This window comes from Streptomyces sp. NPDC054794 (assembly GCF_053611585.1).
Window position 1 is genome coordinate 58,959 of the sequence record NZ_JBSHAQ010000050.1, and the last position, 18,743, is coordinate 77,701.

Annotated in this window: 11 protein-coding genes, 1 tRNA gene and 1 rRNA gene; 1 reads left to right on the plus strand and 12 read right to left on the minus strand. The window is 69.8% G+C overall.

Features of this window, described 5'->3' with window-relative positions:
- Positions 1-16: 16 nt before the first annotated feature.
- From ACWGKT_RS37560 to ACWGKT_RS37600, 9 genes are all read right to left on the minus strand, one after another.
- The gene (locus tag ACWGKT_RS37560) at positions 17-487 is read right to left on the minus strand and encodes a Dps family protein (protein WP_453277181.1); all 471 of its coding nucleotides are present in this window, start codon (positions 485-487) and stop codon (positions 17-19) included.
- Between the two features lie 211 nt (positions 488-698).
- Positions 699-1,073: a helix-turn-helix domain-containing protein gene (locus ACWGKT_RS37565; RefSeq protein WP_030178264.1), complete on the minus strand. Its 375-nt coding sequence runs from the start codon at positions 1,071-1,073 to the stop codon at positions 699-701.
- 109 nt (positions 1,074-1,182) lie between these two features.
- Positions 1,183-1,728 carry a CinA family protein gene (locus tag ACWGKT_RS37570; protein ID WP_453277182.1) on the minus strand — a complete coding sequence of 182 codons (546 nt, stop codon included), beginning with the start codon at positions 1,726-1,728 and terminating at the stop codon, positions 1,183-1,185.
- Positions 1,725-2,531, minus strand: a complete 807-nt coding sequence (gene pgsA, locus ACWGKT_RS37575) for a CDP-diacylglycerol--glycerol-3-phosphate 3-phosphatidyltransferase (protein WP_453277183.1) — start codon at positions 2,529-2,531, stop codon at positions 1,725-1,727. Before pgsA ends, ACWGKT_RS37570 begins: the two co-directional genes overlap by 4 nt.
- Complete coding sequence (gene rimO, locus ACWGKT_RS37580; protein WP_453277184.1) at positions 2,528-4,003, minus strand: 30S ribosomal protein S12 methylthiotransferase RimO; 1,476 nt, start codon at positions 4,001-4,003, stop codon at positions 2,528-2,530. The genes pgsA and rimO overlap by 4 nt, the downstream gene beginning before the upstream one ends.
- A gap of 91 nt (positions 4,004-4,094) precedes the next feature.
- Positions 4,095-4,931 (minus strand): helix-turn-helix domain-containing protein, encoded by an 837-nt coding sequence (locus ACWGKT_RS37585; protein ID WP_453277185.1) that lies wholly within the window; start codon positions 4,929-4,931, stop codon positions 4,095-4,097.
- Positions 4,932-5,209: 278 nt separating this feature from the next.
- Positions 5,210-7,924: a DNA translocase FtsK gene (locus ACWGKT_RS37590; RefSeq protein ID WP_453277186.1), complete on the minus strand. Its 2,715-nt coding sequence runs from the start codon at positions 7,922-7,924 to the stop codon at positions 5,210-5,212.
- Between the two features lie 124 nt (positions 7,925-8,048).
- Positions 8,049-8,732 carry a response regulator gene (locus ACWGKT_RS37595; RefSeq protein WP_356151685.1) on the minus strand — a complete coding sequence of 228 codons (684 nt, stop codon included), beginning with the start codon at positions 8,730-8,732 and terminating at the stop codon, positions 8,049-8,051.
- A gap of 274 nt (positions 8,733-9,006) precedes the next feature.
- Positions 9,007-14,466: a HAMP domain-containing protein gene (locus ACWGKT_RS37600; protein ID WP_453277187.1), complete on the minus strand. Its 5,460-nt coding sequence runs from the start codon at positions 14,464-14,466 to the stop codon at positions 9,007-9,009.
- A gap of 414 nt (positions 14,467-14,880) precedes the next feature.
- On the opposite strand from ACWGKT_RS37600, the gene ACWGKT_RS37605 reads away from it, so the two are divergent.
- A complete protein-coding gene (locus ACWGKT_RS37605; RefSeq protein WP_453277188.1) occupies positions 14,881-17,637 on the plus strand; it encodes a SpoIIE family protein phosphatase in 2,757 nt (918 codons plus the stop codon).
- A gap of 90 nt (positions 17,638-17,727) precedes the next feature.
- Here ACWGKT_RS37605 and ACWGKT_RS37610 read toward each other — a convergent pair.
- The 3 genes from ACWGKT_RS37610 to rrf all read right to left on the minus strand — a co-directional run.
- A tRNA-Thr gene (locus ACWGKT_RS37610) sits at positions 17,728-17,800 on the minus strand.
- Positions 17,801-17,874: 74 nt separating this feature from the next.
- Entirely contained in the window at positions 17,875-18,537 is a 663-nt protein-coding gene (locus ACWGKT_RS37615) for a DegT/DnrJ/EryC1/StrS family aminotransferase (RefSeq protein WP_453277190.1), read from the minus strand.
- A 113-nt stretch (positions 18,538-18,650) separates the two neighbouring features.
- Positions 18,651-18,743 (minus strand): 5S ribosomal RNA (gene rrf / locus ACWGKT_RS37620); the annotation flags it as partial.

Sequence of the window (18,743 nt, forward strand, 5' to 3'; positions counted from 1 at the left end):
CGACGCTCCACGCCCGTCAGGCGTTCTCCGCCTGGAACATCCAGTGATGCTTCTCCAGGTCCGCCGTGATCCCGATGAAGAGGTCCTGGGACACCGGATCGGCCTCGCCGGTCGCCGTCACTCGCTCCCGCATCCGCGTGATCACCCGGCCCAGCGCGTCCACGAGCGTCCCGACCGCGTCCGTGTCCTTGACCCAGCCCGAGGGCGTCGATCCGATGCCGCCGCTGGCCGCCACCGTGGAGGCGCGGCCGTCGGGCGGTACGCCCAGCGTGGACGCCCGCTCCGCCACCGTGTCGGAATGGGTGCGGGCGCTGTCGACGACCTCGTCGAGCTGCAGGTGTATGGACCGGAACCGGGGACCGACGATGTTCCAGTGGATCTGCTTGGCGACGAGGGAGAGGTCCACCAGGTCGACGAGCGCACCCTGGAGCGCCTCGGACACGGTCTTCAGGTCCGGGTCGGACAACGAGCTCTTCACGACGTACATCCAGATCCTCCGTTGGCTCGGTCCCGCGACATCCCTCCCACCATGACGGCACCACCCCAGACCGGCAAATGGGCGCAAACCAGACTCCGGTCGGGTGGAGGCGCGGGGAGGCACACAGCACGAAGGCCCCGGCCGCGCTCCCCCGGGTCTTCCCGGAGAAGCCCCGGCCGGGGCCTCACACTGTCGCGTCACACAGCCACGCGCGTGAATGTCACGCGGCGACCACGTCCACCGCCTCGGCAGGTGCCTTGATGGTCACCCGCTCCGGCGGTACACCGGTCACCGACACGGAACCCAGCATCGGGCGAACCGGCGTGGGCACGGGCTCGGTGGCCGCTGCAGACTGGGCCAGCTCCGCGAGGGCGAGCTCGTCGCTCACTTCTCGCATGAGCTCGGACATCCGTACGTCCAGCGCGTCGCAGATGGCGGAGAGCAGTTCGGAGGAAGCCTCCTTCTGCCCCCGCTCCACCTCGGAGAGATAGCCGAGTGAGACTCGGGCGGACGAGGAGACTTCGCGCAGAGTACGGCCCTGGCGTTGGCGCTGCCGACGCAGCACGTCACCAAGCAGGCGACGGAGCAGAATCATCGGTGGCTCCCTCCTCGGACCGCGTAGCCGCATCCTTCACGCCCCACCGTACCGCCTCGCGCCGCGGCCGTGCGGGGAGCGATGTCGTGTTCACTCAGGGCTGCAAACATCAAAACCCCCCGTTCTGTTCCGTATCCTGTGTCCGCTCATTCCCGGTGTGTTCGCCCACGAGCTCCCTCAGAAGCAGCGCGAGTACGCTCCGTACACTCTCCATACGAATTTCCGCGCGGTCGCCGTTCAACCGCAGAGCCTCGACTTTTCCGCCACCGGCGGAACCCGAACCGGCTCCGAACGGGCCGTCGGTGGCGACGAAAACCGTCCCCACGGGCTTGCCGTCCTGGGGGTCGGGGCCGGCGACACCGGTCGTCGCGAGGCCCCAGTCGGCGCCCAGCGTCTTCCGCACTCCGGCCGCCATCTGGGCCGCGACCTGCGGATCCACCGCTCCGCGTTCGGCCAGCAGGGTGGCGTCGACACCCAGCAGCTCGTGCTTGAGTTCGGTGGCGTAGGCGGTGACCGAGCCCCGGAAGACCTTGGAGGCCCCGGGGACCGTCGTGATCTCCGCCGCCACCAGACCACCGGTGAGCGACTCGGCCACGGCGAGCGTCTCGCCCCTCACCGTGAGTAGTCGCACCAGTTCGGCGGCCGCGGAATTCACGCTTCGGTCTCCTCCAACGCTGCCTTGCGCTCGGCGATGCCCTGCCTGCGCAGGACAATGGCTTGTCTCACATAGTCGAGCCCGGTCACGACGGTGAGCACGACCGCCGCCGCCATCACCCAGAACCTCAGGGTGGCCAGCCACCCCGTCAGCGCCAGCACGTACATCCCCACGGCCACGCCCTGGGTGAGCGTCTTGAGCTTGCCGCCGCGGCTCGCCGGGATGACACCGAAGCGGATGACCCAGAAACGCAGCAGGGTGACGCCGAGTTCCCGGCCGAGGATGACGGCCGTCACCCACCACGGCAGATCGCCCAGCGCTGACAGGCAGATCAGCGCCGCGCCCATGATCGCCTTGTCGGCGATGGGGTCCGCGATCTTCCCGAAGTCCGTGACGAGGTTGTAGGTGCGCGCCAGATGCCCGTCGAACAGGTCGGTGATCATGGCGACGGCGAACGCCGCCCAGGCCAGCGAGCGCCACGCCGGGTCGTACCCGCCGTCGGCCAGCATCAGCGCGACGAAGCCGGGGACGAGGACCAGCCGGAGCATGGTCAGCAGGTTGGCGATGTTCCAGAGGCTGGCCTGATTGACCGCCGCGGCCGCGATCTTCCCGCCGCGCGCGGGCCTCGCACCGCCCTCCGGGTCGGCCGCGGAGCCGGAGGAGGCGCCGGAACCGGCCGGAGCGGAGGCGGAACCGCCGGAACGGCCACCGGAGGCGGCACCGCCGGTGGCACCGGAGGCGGCACCCGGGGCGCCGTGCGCGCCGGAGGAGCCGCCCGCGGCGGACGCCGGTACTCCGGTCATCTGCCCGCCTCCTCACTACACGCGAGCGAGCCCTGCAGCGGCTCGGCCACCAGGTCGACACCTTCCGTACCGACCACCTTCGCCTCGACCATACGGCCGACGGTCAGGCCCTCGCCGCTCGTGAGCAGCACCTGGCCGTCCGTCTCCGGCGCCTGGTGCTCCCCACGACCGTGGACGCCGTCCTCGTCGTCGACCGACTCCACGAGGACGTGGACGGTCTCGCCGACGCGCTCCTCGGATCGCTGCGAGACCAGTTCCTCGGCCAGCCGGGAGATGTGCGCGAGCCGCTCGGCGACGACGTCCTCGTCGAGCTTGTTCTCGTACGTCGCCGCTTCCGTGCCCTCCTCGTCGGAGTAGCCGAAGACGCCGATGGCGTCCAGCCGCGCGTGGTTCAGGAAGCGCTCCAGCTCGCCCAGGTCGGCCTCGGACTCGCCGGGGAAGCCGACGATGAAGTTCGAGCGCACGCCGGCCTGCGGGGCCTTGGCGCGGATGGTGTCGAGCAGCTCCAGGAAGCGGTCGGTGTCGCCGAAGCGGCGCATCGAGCGCAGCACGTCGGGCGCGGAGTGCTGGAAGGACAGGTCGAAGTACGGGGCGATCTTCGGGGTGGAGGTCAGCACGTCGATCAGCCCCGGGCGCATCTCGGCCGGCTGGAGGTAGCTGACGCGCACCCGCTCGATGCCGTCGACCTCGGCGAGCTCGGGCAGCAGGGACTCCAGGAGGCGGATGTCGCCCAGGTCCTTGCCGTAGGAGGTGTTGTTCTCGGAGACCAGCATGATCTCCTTGACGCCCTGCTCGGCCAGCCAGCGCGTCTCGTTCAGCACGTCGCTCGGGCGGCGCGAGATGAAGGAGCCGCGGAAGGACGGGATGGCGCAGAAGGAGCAGCGCCGGTCGCAGCCGGAGGCGAGCTTGACCGAGGCCACCGGGGAGCCCTGCAGGCGGCGGCGCAGGGGCGCGCGGGGGCCGGACTGCGGGGCCAGGCCCTCGGGGAGGTCCGTCGGGGCGCCGTGGCCCGGCAGGGCCACCTCGGTCGCCGACTCCTGCCGCTCGGCCGGGCTGATCGGCAGCAGTTTGCGCCGGTCGCGCGGGGTGTGCGCGGCGTGGATGCCGCCGGACAGGATGGTCTGCAGGCGGTCGGAGATGTTCGTGTAGTCGTCGAAACCGAGCACACCGTCGGCCTCGGGGAGGGCCTCGGCGAGCTCCTTGCCGTACCGCTCGGCCATGCAGCCCACCGCCACGACGGCCTGTGTTCTGCCATGGTCCTTGAGGTCGTTGGCCTCGAGGAGGGCGTCGACGGAGTCCTTCTTGGCGGCTTCCACGAAGCCACAGGTGTTGACCACGGCGACATCGGCGTCCGCGGCGTCCTCGACGAGCTGCCAGCCGTCCGCCTCCAAACGGCCTGCGAGCTCCTCCGAGTCCACCTCGTTACGGGCGCAGCCGAGAGTGACGAGTGCGACGGTACGGCGTTCAGGCATGGGCTCAAGACTACTTCGTCCCACTGACACCCCACGTCGACGGGGTTGGCCGATCTTGGCCAACCCCGTTCACGCTCGTACCGTGGGACCCTTATCCGACCTCGGGGTCACCCTTCGTGTACGTCAGCCGCTCCACCGCACCCGCCTGGAAGTCGTCCTCGATCTTCTTGCCGTTGACGTAGAGCTGGATCGCGCCGGCGTCACCCAGGATGAGGTTGATCTTCGAGCTGTCCTGGAAGGTCTTCGACTCGCCCTTCTTGAGGAGCCCGTCGAAGAGCATGCGGCCGTTGTGGTCCTTGGCCGAGATCCAGCTGCGCCCGTCGACGGCGCTCACCTGGACGGTGACCTTGTCCTGGGGCGCGGCCGCGATGGCGCTGTCGGACGGCTCGGGCTTCTGGTCGGCGGGCTTGCTCTTCTTCGGCGTGGGCGCGGCGGACTTGTCGGCCGTGGGCGTGCCCCCGGCGACCTGGTCCCGGGCACTCCCGTCGTCGCCGCCCTTGAACGCGGTGAACCCGACGAAACCGACCACGGCGACGATCGCGGCGACCATGGCCGCGGTCCAGTTGGGCCCGCGCCGCTCGGGGCGGATACGTTCCGCCTCGAAGAGCGGGGCGGCCGGGGTCGGCGCGGGGCGCCCGCCGCGCTCGGTGTCGAACTGGGCGAGCAGCGGAGCCGGATCGAGGCGCACGGCCTTGGCCAGGGTCCGGATGTGCCCGCGGGCGTACACGTCTCCGCCGCAGGGGGCGAAGTCGTCCGCCTCGATGGCGTGCACGATGGCGATGCGGACCCGGGTGGCGGTGCTGACGTCGTCGACGGTGAGCCCGGCCTCGATGCGCGCCTGCTTCAGGGCACGGCCGACGGAGGTGCGGGCTTCCTCGGTGACGTCTGGGAACGGACGCTCGTCTTCAGGGGAGTTGCCGATGGACACGGGGGCGCCTTTCGAGCGTGTAGCCACCTGTGCTGGAGGTTCAGTCTAGGGGGGGTACGAAAGGGTGGGGCAACCGGGCGGTACGACTTTGTACGCCATCGGTATGCCCGGTCACCCCGATGACGGGCCAGGTACGAACTCCAGTGTGGAAGTCGTATCTGTCCTCTCGCTCAACTTGACGTACGTCAAAGGGAAACGGTTGCCCGACGATCTCTAACGAGTGGATCACGACGATGACTCCACCCGGCCCAACGGCGACACGCCGAGCGGCCGTGTCCCTATCCCTCAGACTCCCCACGGATCACGGCGAGCACGCCATCCAGTTCGTCGGGTTTGACCAGGACGTCGCGCGCCTTGGACCCCTCGCTGGGCCCGACGACGCCCCGGGACTCCATGAGGTCCATCAGCCGGCCGGCCTTGGCGAAGCCGACCCGCAGCTTGCGCTGGAGCATGGACGTCGACCCGAACTGCGTGGAGACGACGAGTTCGGCCGCCTGGCACAGCAGGTCGAGGTCGTCGCCGATGTCCTCGTCGATCTCCTTCTTCTGCTTGGCGCCCACCGTGACGTCGTCGCGGAAGACCGGCGTCATCTGGTCCTTGCAGTGCTGGACGACGGCCGCGACCTCCTCCTCGGTCACGAACGCGCCCTGCATACGGGTCGGCTTGTTCGCGCCCATCGGGAGGAACAGGCCGTCGCCCTTGCCGATGAGCTTCTCGGCGCCGGGCTGGTCGAGGATGACCCGGGAGTCGGCCAGGGACGAGGTGGCGAAGGCGAGCCGGGAGGGGACGTTCGCCTTGATCAGACCGGTGACGACGTCGACCGACGGCCGCTGCGTGGCGAGGACCAGGTGGATGCCGGCGGCGCGGGCGAGTTGGGTGATGCGCACGATCGCGTCCTCGACGTCGCGCGGCGCGACCATCATCAGGTCGGCGAGCTCGTCCACGATGACCAGGAGATAGGGGTAGGGCTGCAGCTCGCGCTCGCTGCCCTCCGGCAGCTTCACCTTGCCCTCGCGGATGGCCTGGTTGAAGTCGTCGATGTGCCGGAACCCGAACGCGGCCAGGTCGTCGTAGCGCAGGTCCATTTCGCGCACGACCCACTGGAGCGCCTCGGCGGCCCGCTTGGGGTTGGTGATGATCGGCGTGATCAGGTGCGGGATGCCCTCGTACGCCGTCAGTTCGACGCGCTTGGGGTCGACGAGGACCATCCGCACGTCCTCCGGGGTCGCCCGCATCATGACCGAGGTGATCAGGCAGTTGATGCAGGACGACTTGCCGGAGCCGGTGGCGCCGGCGACCAGCATGTGCGGCATCTTCGCCAGCGAGTGCATGACGTAGCCGCCCTCGACGTCCTTGCCGAAGGCGACGAGCATCGGGTCGTCGTCCTCGGCGGACTCCGCGAGGCGGAGCACGTCACCGAGGTTGACCATCTCCCGGTCGGTGTTCGGGATCTCGATGCCAACCGCCGACTTGCCGGGAATCGGGCTGATGATCCGCACGTCCGGGCTGGCCACGGCGTACGCGATGTTCTTCGTCAGCGCGGTGATCCGCTCGACCTTCACGGCGGGGCCGAGCTGGACCTCGTAGCGGGTGACCGTCGGTCCACGGGTGAAGCCGGTGACGTCGGCGTCCACCTTGAACTCGGTGAACACGTTGCGCAGGGAGTCGACGATCGCGTCGTTGGCCGCGCTGCGCGCCTTGCCAGGGCCCCCGCGGGTGAGGAGGTCGAGCGAGGGCAGCGCGTAGGTGATGTCGCCGGACAGCTGGAGCTGCTCGGCGCGCGGGGGCAGGTCGCGGACCTCGTCGGGGGCCGACTTGGTCAGGTCGGGAACGCTCTCGACCTTGAGCTTCTCCTGCTTGGGGCGCCCGGCCGGGGCCGGGACCGGCCGCGGGACGGGCGTCGGGGTGGTGTCCTCGCGGTCGCCCACGCTGACGCCCTGGGTGAGGTCGGCGACCAGCGGCGAGGGCGGCATGCCGTGCAGGACGGCGCCGTCGAGGTCCGCGGCGGCCGCGGCCGCGATGTCCACCGCGTCCAGCTGCCGGTCCATGGCGGGCTGCGGCACGGCGGAGCGCCGGGGGCGGCTCCGGCGCTTGGACAGTGCCTCCTGCTCGGCGTCCTCGGGGTCGTACGCCTGGGGGGCGTTCGTGCGCCTGCGGGGGCGCCCGGGCAGCGCCTCGCGCCACTGCTCGTCGTAGCGCTCGTCGTCCTCGCTGAACTCGTCCTCCACCGGGTCGTGCAGCACGCCCAGGCGCACGCCTAGCGCCCGCAGGCGCTGCGGGATCGCGTTGACCGGGGTGGCGGTGACGACCAGCAGTCCGAAGATCGTGAGCAGCACGAGCAGCGGTACGGCGAGGACCTCGCCCATGGAGTACGTCAGCGGGGTCGCCGCGCCCCAGCCGATGAGGCCGCCGGCGTCCCTTATGGCCTGCATGCCGTCGCTGCGGGCGGGCGCGCCGCAGGCGATGTGGACCTGGCCGAGCACGCCGATAACGAGCGCGGACAGGCCGATCACGATGCGGCCGTTGGCCTCGGGCTGCTCGGGGTGCCGGATGAAACGCACCGCGATGACCGCGAGCAGTATCGGCACGAGCAGGTCGAGACGCCCGAAGGCGCCGGTCACCAGGATCTCGACGAGGTCGCCGACGGGGCCGCGCAGGTCGGCCCAGGTACCGGCGGCGACGATCAGGCCGATGCCGAACAGCAGCAGCGCGACGCCGTCCTTGCGGTGGGCCGGGTCGAGGTTCTTCGCGCCCTGCCCTATGCCGCGGAAGACGGCGCCGACGGCGTGCGCGAGCCCCAGCCACACGGCGCGCACCAGTCGGTAGACGCCGCCGGTGGGATTGGGCGCGGGCTTGGGTGGCGGCGCCGCCTTCTTCGCCGTGGCCTTCTTGGCCGGCGCCTTCTTGGCGGGCGCCTTCTTCGCCGGAGCCTTAGCGGAAGCGGCCGCCTTCTTCGCGGGCTGCTTCTTGGCTGCGGAGGGACGTGAGGCCATGGGTGTGAGGTTACCGGTGGAGGCGACAGCGGACACGTGTGCCTACCGCTTCACCCGTTCGTGTCGTCCGTGCCGGAGCGCGGAACTGACGCGCGCTCATGCCCAACTACGGGCGTGGCGGGCGTCAGTTCTGCGTCGGGACCGCCTGGGTGCCGCTGCCGGTGCCCGGTTCCAGGGCGTCGAGTGCGCGGCGCAGTCCGGTGAGTTTGCGTTCGAGATGGGCGGCCGTGGCCACCGCCGCCGCGTCGGCGGAGTCGTCGTCCAGTTGCTTGGACAGTGCCTCGGCCTGCTCCTCGACGGCCGCGAGCCGGGCCGACAGCTCGGCGAGCAGTCCGGCGGACTCCTTGCCGGGGCCGACCGCGCCCTTGCCGCCGCCCTCCAACTGGAGCCGCAGCAGCGCCGCCTGCTCCCGCAGCTGGCAGTTCTTCATGTACAGCTCGACGAACACCGAGACCTTGGCGCGCAGCACCCACGGGTCGAACGGCTTGGAGATGTAGTCGACCGCGCCCGCCGCGTAGCCGCGGAAGGTGTGATGCGGACCGTGGTTGATCGCCGTGAGGAAGATGATCGGGATGTCCCGGGTCCGTTCTCGCCGCTTGATGTGCGCGGCGGTTTCGAAACCGTCCATTCCTGGCATCTGAACGTCCAGCAGAATGACCGCGAAGTCGTCCGTGAGCAGTGCTTTGAGCGCTTCCTCCCCGGACGATGCCCGCACCAGTGTCTGATCGAGCGCAGAGAGGATGGCCTCCAGCGCCAGCAGATTCTCCGGCCGGTCATCGACCAGGAGGATCTTGGCCTTCTGCACCATGGCCCGCCCTCCTCGCCCCGGCGGTACACCGGGCGCCGCCCCAGGGGACGACTCCCTTTCGCCGCCCGTCCTTGTGCCGGTCATGGTAGCCGCACCCCGCCCGTCGCCACACCCTGTCACCGCGATGTCACTGTGCACGTAGCAGAAACGCAGCAGGGGACCAGAAGGTTCCCCGAATCCCGCACCTCTACACCGCCTCGGCCACCCTCTGTCAGCAACTCCGCGTGCACGGGAAAGGTTCCCACAGCCCTGGTCCGGGGCCCGCGTTTTCCCGTCACTCGGCGCGCATCCACTGCCGCATGACCGACAACAGGTGATCGGGGTCGACCGGCTTCGTCACGTAGTCGGAAGCCCCCGACTCGATCGCCTTCTCCCGGTCGCCCTTCATCGCCTTCGCGGTGAGCGCGATGATCGGCAGACCGGCGAACTGCGGCATCCGCCGGATCGCCGTGGTGGTCGCGTACCCGTCCATCTCGGGCATCATGATGTCCATCAGCACGACGGCCACGTCGTCGTGCTGCTCCAGGACCTCGATGCCCTCGCGGCCGTTCTCCGCGTACAGCACGGACAGGCCGTGCTGCTCCAGGACGCTGGTGAGCGCGAAGACGTTGCGGATGTCGTCGTCGACGATCAGCACCTTCTCCCCGCCGAACCGCACCCCGCGCTGCGTCGAAGGCGCGAACTCCTGGTGCTGGGCGACGGTCCACGACTCCGCCCGCTGCTCCAGCGCCGGAGTACCCCGGCGTCGGCGCCGGAAGAGCGCGGCGGCACCGTTCTGCGTCTCCTGGTACGACTTCACCTCGGCCGGCGTCACGATCTGCGCGTCGGACAGCTCGGACGTGTGGTTCTCGGAGGCGACCAGATCGCCCGCCTCCAGCGCGGCCACGGCCTGCTGGTAGCCCTGCGGGGGCAGTTCGCTCGGGTGCAGCGGCAAATACAGCGTGAAGGTCGAGCCGCGTCCGGGCTCGCTCTGCGCCTGGATCTCACCGCCGAGCAGCTGGGCGATCTCCCGCGAGATCGACAGCCCGAGGCCCGTACCGCCGTACTTGCGGCTGGTCGTGCCGTCGGCCTGCTTGAACGCCTCGAAGATCACCCGCATCTTGCTGGCCGCGATGCCGATACCGGTGTCCGTCACGGAGAACGCGATCAGCGGGGCGTCCGGGTCGCTGAGCGAGCCGGACTCCAGCAGCTGCTCCCGGATGGCCATCGGCACGCCGCTGCCGGCCGGCCGGATCACCAGCTCGACCGACCCGGAGTCGGTGAACTTCACCGCGTTGGACAGCAGGTTCCGCAGCACCTGGAGCAGGCGCTGCTCGTCGGTGTGCAGCGTGGCGGGCAGCTCCGGCGAGACCCGCACGGACAGGTCGAGGCCCTTCTCCGCGGTCAGCGGCCGGAACGTCGCCTCCACGTAGTCGACGAGCTGGACGAGCGCGATACGCGTCGGGGAGACGTCCATCTTGCCCGCCTCGACCTTCGACAGGTCCAGGATGTCGTTGATCAGCTGGAGCAGGTCGGAACCCGCGCCGTGGATCGTTTCGGCGAACTCGACCTGCTTCGGGGAGAGGTTCCCCTCCGCGTTGTCGGCGAGCAGCTTGGCCAGGATCAGCAGCGAGTTGAGCGGCGTCCGCAGCTCGTGCGACATGTTGGCCAGGAACTCGCTCTTGTAACGCATCGAGACCGCGAGCTGCTCGGCACGCTCCTCCAGGACCTGCCGCGCCTCCTCGATCTCGGTGTTCTTCACCTCGATGTCACGGTTCTGCTGGGCCAGCAGCTCGGCCTTCTCCTCCAGTTCGGCGTTGGACGCCTGCAGGGCCTTCTGCCGGTTCTCCAACTCGGCCGACCGCTCCCTCAGTTGCTCGGTCAGCTCCTGCGACTGCTTCAGCAGCACCTCGGTCTTGGTGTTGACCGAGATCGTGTTGACGCTGGTCGCGATCATCTCGGCGATCTGGTTGAGGAAGTCCTTCTGGATCTGCGTGAACGGCGTGAACGAGGCCAGCTCGATGACACCGAGCACCTTGCCCTCGAACAGCACCGGCAGCACGATCACCTGCGCCGGCGGTGCCTCGCCGAGCCCCGAGGAGATCTTCAGATAGCCGCTGGGCGCGTTCTCGACCAGGATCGTGCGTTTCTCCTGGGCGGCCGTCCCGATGAGCGCCTCACCGGGCCGGAACGACGTCGGCATGGATCCCATCGAGTAGCCGTACGAGCCGAGCATCCGCAGTTCGTACGAGTCCTCGCTCTCGGCGCTCAGGTCCTTGCCGTCGACGAGCGGCATCGTCAGGAAGAACGCGCCGTGCTGCGCGGAGACCACCGGCGTCAGCTCGCTCATGATCAGCGAGGCCACGTCCTCCAGGTCCCGGCGGCCCTGCATCAGCGCGGAGATCCGGGCCAGGTTGCCCTTCAGCCAGTCCTGCTCCTTGTTGGCGATGGTGGTGTCGCGCAGGTTGGCGATCATCTTGTTGATGTAGTCCTGGAGTTCCTGGATCTCGCCGGACGCGTCCACGTCGATCTTCAGGTTCAGGTCGCCACGGGTCACCGCGGTGGCCACGCGCGCGATGGCACGCACCTGCCGGGTCAGGTTTCCGGCCATCTCGTTCACCGACTCGGTCAGGTCCCGCCAGGTGCCGTCCACGTCACGCACGCGTGCCTGACCGCCCAGCTGGCCCTCCGTGCCCACCTCACGGGCGACGCGGGTGACCTCCTCGGCGAAGCTCGACAGCTGGTCGACCATCGTGTTGATCGTCGTCTTGAGTTCGAGGATCTCGCCGCGCGCGTCGATGTCGATCTTCTTGGTCAGGTCACCCTTGGCGATGGCCGTCGTGACCATCGCGATGTTGCGCACCTGACCGGTCAGGTTGGACGCCATCTGGTTCACGGACTCGGTGAGGTCCTTCCACGTACCGGCCACACCCGGTACGTGCGCCTGACCGCCGAGGATGCCGTCCGTGCCCACCTCACGGGCCACCTTGGTCACCTGGTCGGCGAACGAACTCAGCGTCTTCACCATGGTGTTGATGGTGTCGGCGAGCTGCGCCACCTCGCCGCGCGCCTCGATGGTCACCTGCCGCGTCAGGTCGCCGTTGGCCACCGCCGCGGACACCTGGGAGATGTTGCGCACCTGCATGGTCAGGTTGTTGGCCATCAGGTTCACGTTGTTGCTGAGGTCCTTCCAGATGCCCGTGACACCCGGCACGTGCGCCTGGCCGCCCAGGATGCCCTCGGTGCCCACCTCACGGGCCACCCGGGTCACCTGCTCGGCGAAGGAGGACAGCTGGTCGACCATGGTGTTGACCGTCGTGACGAGTTCGAGGATCTCGCCCTTCGCATCAACAGTGATCTTCTTGGACAGGTCGCCCTTGGCGACCGCGGTCGTGACCTCGGCGATGTTGCGCACCTGGATCGTCAGGTTGTTCGCCATGAAGTTCACGGACTGCGTGAGGTCCTTCCAGGTGCCCGCGACGCCCTGCACCTCGGCCTGACCGCCCAGCATGCCCTCGGTGCCCACCTCGCGGGCCACGCGCGTGACCTCCTGGGCGAACGACGACAGCTGGTCCACCATCGTGTTCAGGGTGTTCTTCAGCTCCAGGATCTCGCCGCGCGCGTCCACGGTGATCTTCTGGGACAGGTCACCCCGGGCCACCGCCGTGGCGACCTGCGCGATGTTGCGCACCTGGGCCGTGAGGTTGCCGGCCATGCCGTTCACGGAGTCCGTCAGGTCGCGCCACACACCGGCCACGCCGGGCACCTGCGCCTGACCGCCCAGGCGGCCGTCCGTACCCACCTCGCGGGCCACCTTGGTGACCTGGTCGGCGAACGCGGAGAGCTGGTCGACCATCGTGTTGATGGTGTTCTTCAGCTCCAGGATCTCGCCGCGGGCGTCGACGTCGATCTTCTGGGACAGGTCACCGCGGGCCACCGCGGTGGTCACCTGGGCGATCTGCCGCACCTGCGAGGTCAGGTTCCCCGCCATGAAGTTGACGGAGTCCGTGAGCTCCTTCCAGGTACCCGAGACGCCGTCCACGCGGGCCTGGCCGCCCAGGCGGCCCTCCGTGCCCACGTCCCGGGCCATGCGGGTCACCTGGTCGGCGAAGCTCGACAGCTGGTCCACCATCGTGTTCACGGTGTTCTTCAGCTGGAGCATCTCGCCGGAGACGTCCACCGTGACCTTCTGCGAGAGGTCACCGTTGGCCACCGCCGTCGTCACCTGGGCGATGTTGCGCACCTGACCGGTGAGGTTGCGGAACGCGGTGTTGACGGAGTCCGTCAGGTCCTTCCAGGTACCGGCCGCGCCCGGCACCTGCGCCTGGCCGCCCAGCTCACCCTCGACGCCGACCTCCCGCGCCACGCGCGTGACCTCGGCACCGAACGCCGACAGCTGGTCCACCATCCCGTTGACGGTGTTCTTCAGCTCCAGCATCTCGCCGGCCACGTCGACCGTGACCTTCTGCGAGAGGTCACCGCTGGCCACCGCCGTCGTCACGGCGGCGATGTCCCGCACCTGCGTGGTCAGGTTCCGGAAGACGGTGTTGACGGAGTCCGTCAGGTCCTTCCAGGTGCCCGCCGCGCCCGGCACGTTCGCCTGCCCGCCCAGGCGACCCTCGGCACCGACCTCGTTGGCCACGCGCGTGACCTCGTCCGCGAAGATCCGCAGCGTCTCGGTCATCTGGTTGATCGTCTCGGCCAGCTGCGCGACCTCGCCGCGCGCCGGGACGGTCACCTTCTGCGACAGGTCACCGCTCGCGACGGCGGTGGTCACCTGGGAGATCCCGCGCACCTGCGCGGTGAGGTTGCCCGCCATGGTGTTGACGGAGTCGGTGAGCTCCTTCCACACACCGGCCACCCCGGGCACCTGCGCCTGACCGCCCAGGATGCCCTCGGTGCCCACCTCGCGCGCGACCCGCGTCACTTCGGAGGAGAAGGAGGACAGCTGCTCCACCATCGTGTTGACGGTGTTCTTGAGCTCCAGCATCTCGCCGGCCACATGGACCGTGACCTTGCGTGACAGGTCACCCCGGGCGACCGCGGTGGTCACCAGCGCGATGTCCCGTACCTGCGCGGTCAGCCGGTTGGCCATCGTGTTGACGGACTCCGTCAGGTCCTTCCACGAACCGGACATACCGCGCACCCGGGCCTGGCCGCCGAGCTTGCCCTCGGTGCCGACCTCGCTGGCCACGCGCGTGACCTCGTCGGTGAACGTCGACAGCTGGTCGACCAGGTTGTTGACCGTCCGCCCGACCCGCAGGAACTCACCCCGCAGCGGATGGCCGGTCCCGTCCGGCGCCTGCGTCCGCAGCTCCATGCGCGGCGACAGATCGCCCTCGGCCACCGCGGTGAGCACCCGGCCCACCTCGGAGACGGGCCGTACGAGATCGTCGACGAGGGCGTTGGAGGCGTCGATGGCGGACGCCCAGGAGCCCTCACAGGCGCCTGTTTCCAGCCGTTCCGTGAGTTTCCCCTCACGGCCCACCATCCGCCGGACCCGCGACAACTCACCCGTCAGATGCAGATTCCGGTCGGCCACCTCGTTGAAAACGGCGGCGATCTCCGACATCACGCCGTCGCCGGACACCGTGAGCCGCTTCCGGAAGTTCCCGTCGCGCATCGCCACGAGTGCCACCAGCAGCCTGTTCAGGCCGGCCGTGTCCACCACGGTGGTCCCGCCTCGCTGCTTGCTCAGGGACTGTCCGCCCTTCGCGCGCGTCTTCGAGCCACGCGTCGCTGCGCCAGACTCCACTGTGTCCCTCCCGCAGGGGTCGACCGTTACTGCTGTGCTCGGGTACTTCTACTCGGCGTGCCGGATACCTACTCGGCGTACCGGTAACTTCGGCGTACCAGTTACTGCTGGGTATTTCTGCCAGATGAGTTCCGGCCACACCAGGGGCTGCTGCCCCTCGTACACGGAACACACTCAGCCTGGCCGGACCTTCACCAGAAGCTTGCCCAGTGTTTCACCCTGCCTGAACCAGGCCATAACAGTTCGGCAGCTTCGCACATCGTCCGCACACCCGGGGGGCGTAAACACCGGCGACCGGCATCCGCACGGACGGCGAAGGTAAGTAACCTTGCATGCGGCTGTCCAGCCGCACCGGTCCGTCCGGCCTGGGCGGTGGATCGAGAACGAGCGGGCATCGGAGGGCGGCCGCAGACCATGACCACCGGAGTGATCCCCGGGGGACAGTCCCCGGAGCCGCGGCCGACGGGCGCGCACATGCCGCACCAGCGGCACGAGCAGCCCGGCCACGGAGCACTGCACGTCGACAACCGGTCGAGGAGTTCTGTGATCACCGCGCGCGCGGCCGCCAGCTTCGAGCCCGTCGGGAGATCGGTCGCGACCGCCCGGGCCTTCGTCCGGGACACGCTCCAGGGGTGGGGCTTCGCCGACGTCGTCGACGACGCGGTGGTCCTCACGAGCGAACTGGTGACCAACGCCGTCGTGCACGCGGGCACCCACGCGGACGTGCTGTGCCTGCGCAGTGAGGATGGCGTACGGATCGAGGTGGCCGACCGCTATCCGGAGCGCGAGGTCCCGCTCCAGAGCTCGGCCGTCAACATGGGCAGCCCCGACCGCGAGGGCGGCCGCGGCCTCCAGCTGTGCGCGGCCCTGGCCGGCCGCTGGGGCGTCGAGTACACGCCGACGCACAAGAACGTCTGGTTCCAACTCGACCTCCCGGAGCGCCCGGTCGGCACCCGCGCCGCCGGACCGTCCCTGCCCGCCGACCTCCTGCCGCTCGCCGACGGCCGGGTCCGGGTCGCGGTCGTCCAGATCGACCGCAAGGGCTCCATCACGGCCTGGAACGAGGACGCGGAGGAGATCTTCGGCCACCCCGCCGTCCAGGTCACCGGCAGGCCCCTCACCGACCTCGCGGCCTGGCCGCACACCCCCGGCACCGGCACCGGCGTCGCGGAGGCCCTCCAACTGTCCCGCTGGGAGGGCAGCTACGGCATCCGGGGCGCCGACGGCCGGGTCACCCCGGTCTACGCCTCCCACCTCCGCGTGCGCGACACGGGCGGCGAACCGTCCACGGTCTGCCTCCTGGTACGCGACCACGAACGCGCCGTGCTCCAGACGCCGTTGCGCGTCCCCGCCTCCGACGCGGGCCCGGCCGTCGATGGCCAGAGCACGGACCCCTTCGAGGTCTTCATCGGCTCCCCGGCCCCGGACGACCTCGACGGCCTGCTGCAGCGCACCGTGGAGCGCGCCCGCGACATGCTCGACGGCGACTCCGCGTTCCTCCTGCTGGCCACTGACGACGAGACGGAGCTGGAGGTCCGCGCCTCCACCGGTCTGCCGTCGGCGCGCCAGCGCTTCGCCCGCGTCCCCGTGGAGGCCGGCCCCGGCCGCTACGGCTCCGCCCGCATGCCGGCCGTCCACGACGACCTCTCGGCCGTACCGGGCGCCGTACCGCTGCTCAGCGGCACCGGCATGCGCTCGGTCGTCACCGTTCCGCTGAAGGTCGAGGGCCGCCTCACGGGCTCCCTGGGCGTCGCGGCCGAGGCCCCGAGCAGATACTCCAACGAGGAGGCGCTGCGCCTGCAGTTCGCCGCCGACCGGATCGCCCTGGCCGTCGAGTCGGCCCGCCTGGGCGAGCTGGAGCGCCTGCGCCGCGGCTCGCTCAGCTTCCTCGTCGAGGCCTCGGACCTGCTCGCCGGCACGCTGGACCGCGACCAGACCCTGGCCCTGATGGCCCAGATGACGGTCCCGACCCTGGCCACCTGGTGCGCCGTCTACACGATCGCCGACCAGGCCTCCGATCCGTACCTCTCGTACGTCCTGCACGAGGACGAGGAACTCATCGACGGCATCAAGTCGTTGCTCTCCAAGATCGCCCCGCCCGACCCGGTCCCCACGCCCGGTGCCCGCGTCTGGACGACCCCCGCCGAGGTGGCCCACCAGGCGGCCCTGCGCAGCTCCATGCGCAGCCTCGGCCTCACCGGCGGCCCCACCCGGCAGGTCGCCTCCGGCATCGGCCCGACGCTCGCCACGGCCTCGGCCGTCGGCGGCGAGACGGTGGTCCTGCCGCTCGTCGCCCGCAACCGCGTCATCGGCATGCTGACCCTCGGCAAGCCGACCGACGAGCACTTCCGCCAGGAAATCCTGGAATTGGCCGAAGACTTGTCCCGTCGGGCCGCCCTGGCCCTGGACAACGCCCGCCTCTACTCGGAGCGCACGGCCATCAGCCAGTCCCTCCAGCGCAGCCTCCTGCCGCCGGAGACCCCCGCCATCCCGGGCGTCGAGGTCGAGGTCATCTACCGCGCGGCCGGCGAGGGCAACGAGGTCGGCGGCGACTTCTACGACGTCTTCCCGATCCGCGACGGCACGTACGGCTTCGCCATCGGCGACGTCTGCGGTACGGGCCCGCACGCGGCGGCGGTCACGGGCCTGGCCCGGCACGCGCTGCGCCTGCTCGCCCGCGAGGGCCTGAGCGGCCCGGCGGTCCTGGAGCGCCTGAACTCCGCGATCCTCGACGAGGGCGCCCGCAGCCGCTTCCTGACCCTCCTGTACGGCGAGATGCGACCCCAGGAGGACGGCAGCGCGGAACTGAAGGTGGTCTGCGCCGGCCACCCGCTACCGCTCCGGCTGCGCCAGGACGGCACGGTCGAAGCGGCGGCCGAACCCCAGCCGCTCCTCGGCGTCATCGAGGACCTGGAGCTGTACGAGCAGACGGTCACCCTCGACCCGGGCGACGTCCTCCTGTGCGTCACGGACGGCGTCACCGAACGCCGCGAGGGCGCCCGAATGCTGGGCGACGACGGCCTCGCCGACGTCCTCACGACCTGCACGGGCCTGACGGCGGGCGCGGTCGCCGCACGCATCATGCGCGCGGTGGAGCGCTTCGCCTCGGACGCCCCGTCCGACGACATGGCGATCCTGGCGATGCGCGTCCCGGGCATCCACACCGACTGAGGCCTGTCCGGCGGATCATGCCGGACAGGCCCAGGGCAGAACCTGGGTACGAAAAAGGCCCCGCCCAAGTGGGCGGGGCCTTTCTGTCGGAGCCCCCAAACGGAATCGAACCGTTGACCTTCTCCTTACCATGGAGACGCTCTGCCGACTGAGCTATAGGGGCCTGTCGCCTTTGAGGTTTCCCTCGCGGCAACGGAATAGATCATACCCCGAACGGAGCCGTGTTCCCAAACTCGTTCAGAAGGCCGGCTGAAGCAGCCCGCCCAGGGCGTTGCAGGCGGAGACTATCCGCTGCATCTCCCGCTTGGTCAACGACGCGTCCACGGGCAGCGCCAGCGTCTCGTCCGCGGCCCGCTCGGTCTCCGGCAGCGAGACACAGCGCCGGAATTCCGGCAGTCGGTGCACGGGCGTCTTCACCGGCACCCGGCACTCAACTCCCTTGGCCCGCACGGCCCGCACGAAGGCGTCCCGGTCCGGCCGCCCGTTGCCGGGCACGCGAACGACGTACTGCTGGTAGGTGTGCCCGTCACCGCCGTCCGGCGTCCGCACGCCACGCAGCTTGGCGTCCAGGAACGCGGCCCGCTCCCTGCGCTGGGCGACCTCGTCGTACGGCGCCTCGGACTCCCCCTGCTCCAGTACCAGCAGCCCGTGCCGCTGCCCGATCCCGCGCAACCGCGAGATGTCCGCGCTGCGTCCGAAGCGGTGCACGACAACTATCGCCGCGGTACGGGGAGTTACGGCGCCCTCGACCAGGGACGCGTCCAGGCAGTACGTCACCGGGTCTATGTCGGCGAACACCGGCAGCGCGCCGGCCAGAGTCACGGCCTCGGCGACTTCCACGTTCCCGAAGGCCGGCACGATGACCTCGTCACCGACTCCGACTCCGGCGGCCCTGAGCATTGCAGCAGTACCCATGGTGTGGATGCTGAGCGCGGAACGTGAACTTGAAGTTACGCATACCAAAAAAAGGTCGGACCCTGAACCGAAGTTCAGGGTCCGACCTTTCAAGTTTTGTTCGGCGGCGTCCTACTCTCCCACAGGGTCCCCCCTGCAGTACCATCGGCGCTGTGAGGCTTAGCTTCCGGGTTCGGAATGTAACCGGGCGT